Origin of the sequence: Mesorhizobium sp. WSM4976, assembly GCF_029625685.1 — a bacterium.
Classification (GTDB): Bacteria; Pseudomonadota; Alphaproteobacteria; order Rhizobiales; family Rhizobiaceae; genus Mesorhizobium.
Genome location: NZ_JARTVT010000009.1, coordinates 19,783 through 32,042, shown reverse-complemented (window position 1 = coordinate 32,042; position 12,260 = coordinate 19,783). Strand labels below are relative to the sequence as shown.

10 protein-coding genes are annotated in these 12,260 nt (G+C 63.6%); all 10 read right to left on the bottom strand.

Translation table 11 applies throughout. From position 1 onward, the window contains the following. Positions 1-251: 251 nt before the first annotated feature. The 10 genes from P9272_RS12615 to puuE all read right to left on the bottom strand — a co-directional run bounded on the left by P9272_RS12615 (position 252) and on the right by puuE (position 12,106). Entirely contained in the window at positions 252-1,091 is an 840-nt protein-coding gene (locus tag P9272_RS12615) for an alkaline phosphatase family protein (RefSeq protein ID WP_278160798.1), read from the bottom strand. A gap of 235 nt (positions 1,092-1,326) precedes the next feature. Then, complete coding sequence (locus P9272_RS12610; RefSeq protein ID WP_278160797.1) at positions 1,327-2,982, bottom strand: ABC transporter ATP-binding protein; 1,656 nt, start codon at positions 2,980-2,982, stop codon at positions 1,327-1,329. Further along, positions 2,982-3,803 (bottom strand): ABC transporter permease, encoded by an 822-nt coding sequence (locus P9272_RS12605; protein WP_128259938.1) that lies wholly within the window; start codon positions 3,801-3,803, stop codon positions 2,982-2,984. Before P9272_RS12605 ends, P9272_RS12610 begins: the two co-directional genes overlap by 1 nt. A gap of 40 nt (positions 3,804-3,843) precedes the next feature. Continuing rightward, positions 3,844-4,803: an ABC transporter permease gene (locus P9272_RS12600; protein WP_278160796.1), complete on the bottom strand. Its 960-nt coding sequence runs from the start codon at positions 4,801-4,803 to the stop codon at positions 3,844-3,846. A gap of 99 nt (positions 4,804-4,902) precedes the next feature. After that, positions 4,903-6,492: an ABC transporter substrate-binding protein gene (locus tag P9272_RS12595; protein ID WP_278160795.1), complete on the bottom strand. Its 1,590-nt coding sequence runs from the start codon at positions 6,490-6,492 to the stop codon at positions 4,903-4,905. A gap of 146 nt (positions 6,493-6,638) precedes the next feature. Then, positions 6,639-8,624 (bottom strand): CocE/NonD family hydrolase, encoded by a 1,986-nt coding sequence (locus P9272_RS12590; protein ID WP_278160794.1) that lies wholly within the window; start codon positions 8,622-8,624, stop codon positions 6,639-6,641. A gap of 71 nt (positions 8,625-8,695) precedes the next feature. Beyond that, the gene (locus P9272_RS12585; RefSeq protein ID WP_278160793.1) at positions 8,696-9,289 is read right to left on the bottom strand and encodes a nucleoside deaminase; all 594 of its coding nucleotides are present in this window, start codon (positions 9,287-9,289) and stop codon (positions 8,696-8,698) included. A gap of 14 nt (positions 9,290-9,303) precedes the next feature. After that, entirely contained in the window at positions 9,304-9,795 is a 492-nt protein-coding gene (locus P9272_RS12580; RefSeq protein ID WP_278160792.1) for an ureidoglycolate lyase, read from the bottom strand. Continuing rightward, positions 9,792-10,667 carry a bifunctional allantoicase/(S)-ureidoglycine aminohydrolase gene (locus P9272_RS12575; protein WP_278160791.1) on the bottom strand — a complete coding sequence of 292 codons (876 nt, stop codon included), beginning with the start codon at positions 10,665-10,667 and terminating at the stop codon, positions 9,792-9,794. Before P9272_RS12575 ends, P9272_RS12580 begins: the two co-directional genes overlap by 4 nt. Positions 10,668-10,681: 14 nt before the next feature. After that, positions 10,682-12,106 carry an allantoinase PuuE gene (gene puuE / locus P9272_RS12570; RefSeq protein WP_278160790.1) on the bottom strand — a complete coding sequence of 475 codons (1,425 nt, stop codon included), beginning with the start codon at positions 12,104-12,106 and terminating at the stop codon, positions 10,682-10,684. Positions 12,107-12,260: the final 154 nt, after the last annotated feature.

Genomic DNA, 12,260 nt, shown 5'->3' with positions numbered 1-12,260 from the left:
TGTCGCTGATCGGTTCAAAAAGGTTCACCCTCCGCCGAGGAATTTTCGGAGGCTAACCGAAGAAACGGAGCGTTGCCAGTAGGGGCACTCTTCCCTCTCCTTGTGGCAGAAGGTGGATCGGTGCGTAAGCGCCGAGACGATGGAGATGTTTCAGCGGAGTGAGGCGCTGGAGTTCCCTGGAGCCTCCCTCACCCGTGGCCTTCGGCGACACCTTCCCCACAAGGGCCACAAGAGGGAAGGAAAGACCGCGCTTACCTCAAAAACGCCTTCGCCTTCATCGTCTCGGGTATTTCCACGCCGAGCCGACTCAGCACCGTCGGCGCGAGTTGCAACTGGTCGAGCAGCTTGTCGGCCTCAGGCCCTTCGGCCGGCCCGAAATAATAAAGCGCGAAGTCCTGCATGTCGTCGTCATGGCCGCCATGGTGGCCGCGGTCGGTCTGGCCGTGGTCGGCCGTCACGATCACCTCATAGCCGGCGGCGCGCCACTGCGGCAGGAAGGCGGCGAGCATGCCGTCCATGGCGTAGCAGGCATGGTCCATCTCGATGCAGTCATGGCCGAAGCGGTGGCCCATCGAATCCAGCGTGCAGGTGTGCAGGATGCCGTAGTCGATGCCGTGGCGCTTCGCCAGCATGGTCAGCGTCGCGAACAGGTCGATGTCGCTCGGCGTCATCTGATTCTTGAGATTGTAGCCAGTCATCGTGTGGAAGCGGCCATGCGTGATCGGCCCGCTTGGATCGTCGAACTCCAAATCCTCGACAAGGTCGAACGGAAAGCTGCGGAAGAATTCCGACCAATAGGAATGGGTCACGGCGCCCGTCTTGCCGCCGGCCTTGCTCACCTCCGAGAAGATATCCGGCTGCGTGACGCGAAAACGGTTCTCGTTGGAAAGGATGCCATGCACTTGCGGCGTCACCCCTGTGTGGATCGAGGCGTAGCAGCAGGCGGAGGTCGACGGCAGCACGGAGCGCATCTTCCACACCTGCGCCTCGCCCGATTGCGCCCAGCCCTCGAGATTGCCCATCAGCCGGCGCCAGTTTCGGTAGGGCACGCCGTCGAGGATGATGAGCAGCAGTTTGGATTTGAGCGCCACGGAGCGTTCCTGTGATTGTTCTTCGAAACGAAAGCGCCGCGTGTCGCGTGGACAGGCGGCACGCTTGTCTAGGATTAGCCCCGGATGAAGCGTTCAGCCAGCACTCGTTGGGGGCGCAGCCGGCCGCATTGCAGCCGCATGACAACGGCCGGCCGGGTGCCGCTTTTGAGGTGGGCCTCTCTTTGTTTTGACGCAATTCCGGACGGAAGCCGCTTCACACGTTCTTGGAATTGCTTCAGTTTCCGGCGCTCTCCATGCGCCGCCCTTTGATCGCCTTCTCCAGCCAGCCGATTTCCATCTCGGGCACGGAGGACAAGAGCAGGTCCGTATAGGCGTCGAAGGGCGGCGTCAGCACCTTGCTCTTGGAGCCGTAGCGCACCACCTCGCCGCGATACATCACCGCGATCGAATCGGCGATCGACTTCACCGTTGCCAGATCGTGGGTGATGAACAGATAGGCGACGTTTTCGTGCTGCTGCAGGTTCAAGAGCAGCTTGAGGATGCCGTGCGCGACCAGCGGATCGAGCGCCGAGGTCACCTCGTCGCAGATGATCAGCTTCGGCTTGGCGGCGAGCGAGCGCGCGATGCAGACGCGCTGCTTCTGGCCGCCGGACAGCTCGGCCGGATAGCGATCGACGAAACCCTTGCCCATCTCGATCTCGTCGAGCAGTTCGGCGACACGCTTGTCGCGCTCGCGTCCCTTCATGCCGAAATAGAACTCGAGCGGCCGGCCGATGATGGTGCCCACCGTCTGGCGCGGATTCATCGCCACGTCGGCCATCTGGTAGATCATCTGCAGCTGGCGCAGATCCTCCTTCGGCCTGTCGGCCAGCCTGTTGGCAAGCGGCCTGCCGTCGAAGGTGACGGTGCCCTCCTCGGGAGGCAACAGGCCGGTGATGGCGCGCGCCAGCGTCGACTTGCCGGAGCCGCTCTCGCCGACCACGGCGAGCGTCTGGCCCGGGTAGATGTCGACCGAGACGTTCTTCAGTACCTTCACATGGCCACCGCCATAGGCGGCGGTGACGTTCTTCACCGATAGGAAAGGCGCCGTGCCCGGCTGCTGTTCCTTGTGCTCGATCTCATGCACCGAAACCAGCGCGTTGGTGTATTCCTGGCGCGGCTCCTTGATGATCTGCCGTGTGCCGCCCCACTCCACCAGCCGGCCATGGCGCAGCACCATGGTCTCGTCCGACACCTGGGCGACGACGGCAAGGTCATGCGTGATGTAGAGGGCCGCCACATGCGTGTCGCGAATGGCGTCCTTGATCGCGGCCAGCACGTCGATCTGCGTCGTCACGTCGAGCGCCGTGGTCGGCTCATCGAAGACGATGAGGTCGGGCTCCGAGCACAGCGCCATGGCCGTCATGACGCGCTGCAGCTGGCCGCCGGAGACCTGGTGCGGATAGCGCTCGCCGATCATTTCGGGATTGGGCAGACTGAGCTTCTTGAACAGCGCAACGGCTCGCTTCTCGGCCTCGGCGCGGGTCGCGGTGCCGTGCAGGAGGGCCGCCTCGACCACCTGGTCGATCAGCTTGTGCGCCGGGTTGAAGGCGGCCGCCGCCGACTGCGCGACATAGCAGACCTCGCGTCCGCGCAGCGCCCGCACGCCCTTGGGTCCGGCTTTCAGGATGTCGCGGCCGTTGAGGATCACCTCGCCGCCGGTAATGCGCACGCCGCCGCGGCCATAGGCCATGGACGACAGGCCGATGGTTGATTTGCCGGCGCCGGATTCACCGATCAGGCCGAGCACCTTGCCCTTTTCCAATGTCAGCGAGACATCGTGCACGAGCGTGATCGTCTTCGGCGCTTCGCCCGGCGGGTAGACTGTCGCCTCGATGCGGAGATTGCGGATATCGAGGAGCTTGCCTGAACTTGCCTTGGAGTCAGCCATCAGCCGCGTCCTCCCTTCAGACTCGTCGTGCGGTTGAGCACCCAATCGGCGACGAGGTTGACCGAGATCGCCAGCACGGCGATCGCCGCGGCCGGGATCAGCGCCGCCGGAATGCCGAAGACGATACCGTCCTTGTTCTCCTTGACCATGCCTCCCCAATCCGAATCCGGCGGCTGCACGCCGAGGCCGAGGAAGGACAGCGCCGACAGGAAGAGCACCGCGAAGATGAAGCGCACCCCGAGCTCCGCCACCAGCGGCGACAGCGCGTTGGGCAGGATCTCGCGGAAGATGATCCAGGCCTTGCCTTCGCCGCGCAGCTTCGCCGCCTCGACGAAATCCATGACGTTGATGTCGACGGCGACGGCGCGCGACAGCCGATAGACACGGGTGGAATCGAGGATGCCCATGACCAGGATCAGGGTCAGCGTGTTGGTCGGCAGCACCGACAACACGACGAGGCCGAAGATCAGAGTCGGGATCGACATCAGAAGATCGACGAAGCGCGACAGCAACGTGTCGAACCAGCCGCCGAACACCGCGGCCGTGAAGCCGAGGATCGAGCCCAGCGAGAAGGACAGCGCCGTCGCCGCCACCGCGATCTCCATGGTGATGCGGGCACCATAGATCATGCGCGAGATGAGATCGCGGCCGAGATTGTCGGTGCCGAGCCAATGAGCGGCCGACATCGGCTCCCACACGTCGCCGACGATCTCGCCATTGCCGTGCGGGGCGACCCAGGGCGCGAAGATGGCGCAGAACGCGAAAGCGCCGGTCAGGATCAGTCCGATCCAGGCGGTGACTGGGATTTGTCGTAGCGCCATTCGCCTCAGTTTCCCTTCTGGTCGTCTTGCTTCCGGCCCGTCATTTCGGATGTCTCAGCCGCGGATTGGCCACGATGGCGGCGATGTCCGCGACGATGTTGAGCGTGATGTAGACCGCGGCGAAGATCAGGCCGACCGCCTGCACCACCGGCACATCGCGCTTGGCGACATGGTCGACCAGATACTGTCCCATGCCCGGATATACGAAGATCACCTCTACCACCACGACGCCGACGATGAGATAGGCGAGGTTGAGCATGACGACGTTGACGACCGGTGCGATCGCGTTCGGGAAAGCATGCTTGCGGATGATGTCGAAGGGTTTCAGCCCCTTGAGCTCGGCCGTCTCGATATAGGCCGACTGCATGACATTGAGGATCGCCGCGCGCGTCATGCGCATCATATGGGCGAGCACCACCAGGGTGAGCGCCGTGGCCGGCAGCACCACGGCCTGCAGCCTTTCGAGGAACGGCGTGGAGTCATCCACCGTCGAGATGCTCGGGAAAATCTGCCAGTGCACGGCAAACACGAAGATCAGCACATAGCCGATGAAGAATTCCGGGAACGATGTCGAGGCCAGCGCCAGGCCGGAGATCAGCTTGTCGACGAAGCCGTCGCGATAGCGCACTGCGATGAGCCCGAGGATGACCGCCAGCGGCACCGCGACGATCGCCGCGCAGGCAGCCAGAAACAGCGTGTTCTTCAGCCGGGTGGTGATCGAGCTTGCAATGTCGAGCCCGCTCGACTGTGCCGTGCCGAAATCGCCATGCAGGATGCCCCACAGCCAGTGCACGTAGCGAAGCCATGCCGGGTCGTTGAGCCCGAGCTGTTCGCGCAGGTTCGCCAGCGCCTCCGGCGTGGCCGACTGGCCCAGGATCGCCTGGGCGACGTCGCCCGGCAGGATCTGAGTGCCGGCGAAGATCAGCACCGAGACAGCGAACAGAAGAACGAGGCCCAGCAAGATGCGCTGAGCGACCAGTCTCAGGATCGGAGACGACATCGGCAACCCGCAATGGTGAAGAAGGGATGACACCCGCCCTTCAGGCAGGCCATGAAAGCCGGAAAGGGCCGACTCGCGCCGGCCCTTCCTTATCCTCCGTCAAGCCTGCAGCCAGCACTCGATCAGCGCGTGGCCGTTGCTGAGTTCCTGCGCCGGGTTGTCGACCCAGCCTTCGACGCCCTTGCCGGTCGCGTCGACGAACTGGTTGAAGAACGGCACGATCAGGCCGCCTTCGTCACGCATGATCTCGCCCATGTCGCGATAGATCTTCTTGCGTTTGGCCTCGTCGAGCTCGCCGCGCGCAGCAAGCACCATCTTGTCGAAGTCGGGGCGCTTGAAGCGCGTGTCGTTCCAGTCGGCGGTTGAGAGATAGGCGGTCGAATACATCTGGTCCTGGGTCGGACGTCCGCCCCAGTAGGAGAGCGAGAAGGGCTGCTTGTTCCAGACTTCCGTCCAGTAGCCGTCGCCCGGCTCGCGCTTGATCTCGATCTTGATGCCGGCCTTGGCGCAGCTCTGCTGGTAAAGCTGTGCGGCATCCACGGCGCCGGGGAAGGCGACGTCGGAGGTGCGCAGCAGGATCGAGCCGCTATGGCCGGACTTCTTGTAGAGCGCGGCGGCTTTTTCCGGATCGAACTTGCGCTGCTCGAAATCGCCTGCGAACAGCGGATAGGCCTTGTTGACCGGCATGTCGTTGCCGACCTCGCCGTAGCCGCGCAGGATCTTGGTCAGCATCTCCTCGCGGTCCATCGCAAGCTTCAGCGCCATCCTGAGGTCGTTGTTGTCGAAAGGCGCGGTGTCGCAGAACATGTTGAAGGGATAGAAGCCGCGGCCCGAGGCGGCGCGGATCTTCACCCCGGGCAGCCGCTTGACCAGATCGACGATCTTCGGTTCGACGCGGTTGATCATGTTGACCTGACCGCCCTGGAGCGCGGCCATGCGCGCCGTCGGGTCGTTGACGACGACGATCTCGACCTGGTCGGCATGGCCGTATTTGTCGGCTTGCCAGTAATTGGCGAAGCGCTCGCCGCCATGCTTCACGCCAGGCTGGTTGACGGTGACCTTGTACGGCCCGGTGCCGATGCCGGCATCGGGCTTGTCGTTGCCGCCATTCGGCTGGATGATCAGGTGATAGTCCGCCATCAGGTAGGGCAGGTCGGCGTTCGGGTCCTTCAGCGTGACCACGACGTTGCTGCCATCGGCCTTGATGGTGTCGATGCTCTTCAGGACGCCCAGCGCGCCCGACTTCGACTTCTCGTCGCTGTGGCGCTTCAGCGTCGCCACCACGTCGTCCGGCGTCACTTCCTTGCCGTTGTGGAACTGGACGCCCTTGCGGATCTTCATCGTCCAGGTCTTGGCGTCCTTCGAGCTGCCGATTTCCTCGGCGATGAGATATTCGACGCCGCCGCCTGGCGCGAGCTCGACCAGCGTTTCGCCCCAGCACTTGCCGAAGGCGAATGGAACCTGGCTGAGGAAGGTCGCTGGATCGAGGCTGTTGGTGGATTCACCGCCCTGCAGGCCGGCCTTCAGCGTGCCGCCCTTGACAGGGCCGGCAGCGCGCACGGCGCTGGAGAGCAGCGAGTTGGCGAAAGTGGCGGTGACGCCGAGCGCGGCGGCGCGACCTAGAAAGTCACGACGGCTAAGCTTTCCGGCCGCGACTCGCCGGCTGAGATAGTCGAGTTCGTTTGACATTATGGTTCCTCACTCTGGGTATCCGACCTTATGGCCGTTTCTTGCTATTGGAGGAGATAATGACCGTAAGGGAAAGCGGCAGGCAAGACCGAATGCGACATGCGGTGGCGTAAATCGCACGTCGCATTGGACCAATCTTGCGCGCCTTAAACCAGGGAACGCGGAATCGTCTGCTCGAAATCGCGTTCGAAGACCAGCTTTTCGCGCTCATAGGCTTCGATTCTGGCGCTGACGATGAAGTTCCGGGCGTCCGATCGCATGTAGGCAAAGGTTTCGGTCCGCACCGACCAATCATTGCGCGACAATGTCTGCGTCCAATGCGTGGCTCCGGTGGCCGACAGCGGATCGTCGGGATGTATCGCCCATGTCTCGCGCACGATGCTGCCATTGATCAGCCCGTGGTCGAGATCGCGCACCTCGCCGAAATCGTCGGTTATGGAAAGCGTGACCAGGCCGGTCTTCTCGTCGCGGTCGACATGGCGTTCGGAATTCGCCGGCCGGATCGTCTTGGTCGCCCAGGGCGTCGCGCCTTCGGGCTCAGCAAACCAAACCTCATCGCCTTTCGCCAGCGGACGCAGCGGCAGCTTTAGCGTAGCCTTCCCGAGATCGAGTTGCACCGGTTCCGGCGAGGGCCAGATCATCGGCCAGTAGGCGGTCGAAACGGCGACGCGAAGCTTGTGGCCGGCCGGCACCCGATAGGCGCATTGGTCGAGCACGACGCGCGCTGAAACGGTCTCGCCCGGAATCAGGGCCTGCGGGAACTCATGCGAATTGCGGTGCGTGAGATTGAGCACGCCGTATGAGATCAGCTCCGAGGCGCCATCTGGGTGCACGTCGCAGAGCCGCACCGCAATGTTGGCCTGTGGCCGATCGGAGGCAAACCGGATCTCGAGTTCCGGCGCGCCGACAATGTCGATCGCCTCGCCAAATGCTGGCTGGTCGAAGCAAACCGACAGCGCGTCGTCGAGGCGCTGGTCCCCGGGCAGTTCCGGCCCGAAGGTGAAGGGAAAATATTCGCCGCCTGCAAGGCCGCAGGTCTGTGGCGAAGCGACGATCGAGGGTTTGGCCCCCGCCGCAACGAGTTCGATCGCTTCAATCTTGATGTTTGAGGACGGCCATTCCTGCTCCGCCACCCATCGGCCCGGCCGCTCGGGATGCCAGCGGGCCGGGCGCACGCTATCCATGACATAGGCGCGGTAGTCCGGATCGGCCTCGACGCCGGTTTCCGTGCCCTTCAGCCAGCGGTCCCACCAGCGCAGCGCCTCCTGCAGGAAGCCGATCGCCGGATTGGGCCCGGCGTAATGCGGGTATTTGTGGATCCAGGGGCCGACGATACCCTTGGCCGGCGATTGGATGCCGGTGACGAGATTGGAGATGGTGTTGCGGTAGCCGTCATGCCAGCCGCCGATCGACAGCACCGCCGCTTTGACCGCTGAAAAATCCTCGCAGATCGAGCCGCGCTTCCAATAGGCGTCGCGGTGCTGGTGGCCGAGCCAGAGCGGCAAAAGGAAGGGCTGGTTCTCCAGCCGGCTGAGCCATAAGTCGCGCCAGCGATTGCCGCCGGCAATCGCCGGATCCGGCGGCCGGGACGAATAGGACAGCATCGTCGAGGCCCAGCCGAAATTTTCGAGCAGCAGGCAGCCGCCCTTGTAATGGATGTCGTCGGCATAGCGGTCGACGGTCGAGCACAGGCTGATCACCGCCTTCAGCGCCGGCGGCTGTTTCGCTGCCACCTGCAGGCAGTTGAAACCGCCCCAGGAGATGCCCATCATGCCGACATTGCCGTTGCACCAGGGCTGCGCCGCCGCCCAGGCGATGACGTCGCAGGCGTCCTGCAGTTCCTGCTCGGAATATTCATCGTCCATCAGCCCTTCGGAATCGCCATTGCCGCGCATGTCGACGCGGATCGAGGCATAACCGTGCCCGGCGAAATAGGGATGGGTGAGCTGGTCGCGAAAAATGGTGCCGTCGCGCTTGCGGTAGGGCAGATGCTCGAGGATAGCGGGCACGGGATTGTCGGCCGCATCCTCGGGCATCCAGATGCGCGCCGACAGTCGGCAGCCATCCGGCATAACGATGCCCATATCGGGAAATTCAACGACTTTGCGGGGGAATTCTGTGACGGTTTTCATGGCAGGGCACATGATGAAGGCCGCGCCGCTCCGTCGTGGGCCAGCCGGCGAAATCCGCTGGTCAATCCGCGTCAGTTCAAGGGAATGTCGTTCTCTGCCTTGTTCGCCTGATAGGCGTCGGAGAGCTTGTCATAGCGCTCCGAAATCCTGCCGATCCTTGCCTCCAGCCGCTTGCGCTCGCCCTCGGGCAGCTCACGCACCTGTCGGCGGATCGAAAAACTCTTCCAATAGGCGTTCTCGGCATTGTAGCCGCCGGGGTCGAGGGTGAAGACCTCTTTCAGGATTTTCAGATCGTGCGGAATGGCGAAGCTGTCGCGCGAATCCTCGTGACTGAAGAGATAGTAGAAATTGTCGAAGCCGGTCCAGGTGATCGCCGACAAACACAGCGAGCAAGGTTCATGCGTGGCGAGAAACAACGCATCCTGGGTGTCGACGCGCTCAGCCTTGGGCATCTCATAAAAACGCTTCAGGCAATGCACCTCGCCATGCCAGAGCGGGTTTTCGATCTCGTTGTTGGTCTCGGCCAGCACCAGCGAACGGTCGTCTTTCCTGAGGATGGCGGCACCGAACAGCTTGTTGCCATGGGCAACGCCTTCAGCGGTCTTCGGCACGATGTCGTGCTCGATCACGTCGAGCAGGCGGTCGATCAGCGAAATGTCGGTCATGAGATAGGCAGCTTTCAGGGAAGGTGGATCTCGTAAGGATGCGAGAAGTAGAACTCTTCGAGATTGGAACCGTCCCCGCCGCGGTCGACGATAATAAAATCCTGTTCCTCGCCGATCGGCGTCAGCACGCCGTGCCACAGGTTGGGGCGGTAGTTGATGCCTTGTCCGGGCCCCGCGAGAAAGGCGTGCGGCTCGCCCGGCCCATCCTTGGCGTCATGGCAGACGACGACCAGGAACGGTCGCGGCGAAAGCGGGATGAAGGCCTGGCTGCCGAGCGGATGACGCTCGACCATGGTGAGCTTCAGCGGCATCTCGTAGGGCGTGCCGCGCACCATCGAGATCAGCACACGCGCATTCGGGCCGGCCGCTTCCGCCGTAGCGAGGTCGTGATAGCGCATCGCCTTGCCGCCATTGATCGGGTAGCGGTTGTCGCCGCCCATGTCGATGACGTCGCCGAACGGCGCGAAGGTCTCGCGGGTCAGCGGTTGGGCGACGATGCGGCTCACCGCGCCTTGCCTCCAAGGTAGCCGCCCCCAAGGCAACCGCCAAGCCTGGCGTGGCGGTTGACGTCCTTGTAGAGCAGATAGCGGAAATTGCCGGGGCCGCCGGCATAGCAGGCCTGCGGGCAGAAGGCGCGCAGCCACATGAAGTCGCCGGCCTCGACCTCGACCCAGTCCTGGTTGAGACGATAGACCGCCTTGCCTTCCAGCACATAGAGCCCGTGCTCCATCACATGCGTCTCGGCAAAGGGAATGACCGCGCCCGGCTTCAGCGTGACGATGGTGACATGCATGTCGTGGCGCATGTCTGCCGGGTCGACGAAGCGGGTCGTTGCCCAGCGCCCTTCCGTGCCCGGCATCGGGCTCGGCGCCACCTCCTGGTCGCTCGAGAAGAACGCCTCCGGCACGTCGAGGCCGTCGACAGCCTCATAGGCCTTGCGGATCCAGTGGAAGCGGACGGCGGCGCCGCTCTCGTTGCGCACCGTCCAGCCGCTCGCCGGCGGCAGGAAGGCGAAGCCGCCGGGGACAAGCACATGCTTTTTGCCGGCAAGCGAAACGGTGAGCTCGCCCTCGACGACGAACAGCACGCCCTCGGCGCCGGCGTCGAGTTCGGGCCGGTCGCTGCCGCCGCCGGGCAGGACCTCGACGATATATTGCGAAAACGTCTCGGCGAAGCCCGAGAGCGGCCTTGCGATGATCCAGGCCCTCGTCTTGTCCCAGAACGGCAGCGGGCTGGTGACGATGTCCTGCATCACGCCCTTGGGGATGACGGCATAGGCCTCGGTGAAGACGGCACGGCCGGTCAAAAGCTCATTCTGGCCGGGATGGCCACCCTGCGGCGCATAATAGGTTCGCTCGGACGTCTTGATCATATCCATGGGGATCCCTGGCGTTACTGCGGGAGCATGTCTTTCAGCCGAAGCAGTGCGATGCGCTCGACCTGTTTGCAGGCGGTGTCCAACTCGGCACCGCGGCTGTTGCCGATGCGCGCTTCGAACTCCGCCAGGATCTGGTCCTTGGTCTTGCCCTTGACCGCGATGATGAAGGGGAAGCCGAAGGTGGTGACATAGGCGGCGTTGAGTTTCGAGAACAGCTCGCGCTCCTGGTCGGTCAGCGCATCGAGCCCGGCGGAGGCCTGCTCCCTGGCCGATTCCGGCGTGAGCCGCTTGGCCGTAGCCAGCTTGCCCGCTAGGTCCGGATGGGCGTTGAGCACGGATAGCCGCTCGGCTTCGCTCGCCGCGCGGAACACGCGGCAGAGCGCGTTGTGCAGGCCGCCCGCGCTGTCATGCGCGGGTCCAAGCTCCAATTCGTAGGCGCGCTCGGCGATCCAGGGCGAATGCTCGAACACGCCGCCGAAGGCATGCACGAATTCCTCGAACTCCATCCGTGACGGTCGCAGCGCCGGCGCCTGGTAGGGATGCGTCTCGCGCCAGTGCCTGGCGATGTCGATGCGCCGGGTCAGCCACACCTTGTCATGAGACTTCACATAATCGACGAAGCGCTTCAGCGCCGCCACCCGACCGGGGCGGCCGACCAGGCGGCAATGCAGGCCGATATTCATCATGCGCGGCCGCCCTGCTTTGCCCTCGGCATAGAGCGTGTCGAAACTGTCCTTCAGATAGGCGAGGAACTGGTTGCCGGAGTTGAAGCCCTGCGGCGTCGCGAAGCGCATGTCGTTGGCGTCGAGCGTGTAGGGGATGACGAGCTGCGGCGTCTCCAGCCCGTCGCGATCGAACCAATAGGGCAGCTCGTCGTCATAGGTGTCGGAGACATAGTCGAAGCCGCCTTCTTCGGCGACGAGCCGCACCGTGTTCACCGAGGTGCGCCCAGTATACCAGCCCGTCGGTCGCGTGCCGGTCACTTCGTAATGCAGGCGGATTGCCTCATCGAGGTCGCGCTTCTCATCCTCGGCCGCATGGTCGCGGTAATCGATCCATTTCAGCCCGTGCGAGGCGATCTCCCAACCGGCTTCCTGCATCGCCGTGACCTGGTCGGGCGAGCGGGCTAGAGCAGTCGCTACGCCGTAGCAGGTCACCGGCACCTGCGCTTCGGTGAACAGTCGGTAGAGCCGCCAGAAGCCGGCGCGGGCGCCGTATTCATAGATCGATTCCATGTTCCAGTGGCGCTGGCCGACCCAGGGCGCCGCGCCGACGATCTCCGACAGGAATGCTTCGGAAGCCTTGTCGCCATGCAGCACGCAGTTCTCGCCGCCTTCCTCATAATTGACGACGAACTGCACCGCGACATGCGCGCCGCCGGGCCATTTCGGATCCGGCGGATTGGCCCCGTAACCGCGCATGTCCCTATCGTAACGCATCGCCGCTCCTACCCGCTTGTTGCACCGAAGATATCGAAAGGAGTGCTGCTGCATTCCCCCGAAAATTTTTGAAAGTGCTTTTTGCCGCACTCCGCTCGACCGGGGCTTATGCATCGCCTTTAATTGGCGCACAATTGACCTGAAACTATACGGG

Bases quoted from the DNA above. Each gene is read 5' to 3' on its own strand.
- P9272_RS12610 (WP_278160797.1), bottom strand. From the start codon at position 2,982: ATGGCTGACTCCAAGGCAAGTTCAGGCAAGCTCCTCGATATCCGCAAT.
- P9272_RS12605 (WP_128259938.1), bottom strand. From the start codon at position 3,803: ATGGCGCTACGACAAATCCCAGTCACCGCCTGGATCGGACTGATCCTG.
- P9272_RS12600 (WP_278160796.1), bottom strand. From the start codon at position 4,803: ATGTCGTCTCCGATCCTGAGACTGGTCGCTCAGCGCATCTTGCTGGGC.
- P9272_RS12595 (WP_278160795.1), bottom strand. From the start codon at position 6,492: ATGTCAAACGAACTCGACTATCTCAGCCGGCGAGTCGCGGCCGGAAAG.
- P9272_RS12590 (WP_278160794.1), bottom strand. From the start codon at position 8,624: ATGAAAACCGTCACAGAATTCCCCCGCAAAGTCGTTGAATTTCCCGAT.
- P9272_RS12585 (WP_278160793.1), bottom strand. From the start codon at position 9,289: ATGACCGACATTTCGCTGATCGACCGCCTGCTCGACGTGATCGAGCAC.
- P9272_RS12575 (WP_278160791.1), bottom strand. From the start codon at position 10,667: ATGGATATGATCAAGACGTCCGAGCGAACCTATTATGCGCCGCAGGGT.
- puuE (WP_278160790.1), bottom strand. From the start codon at position 12,106: ATGCGTTACGATAGGGACATGCGCGGTTACGGGGCCAATCCGCCGGAT.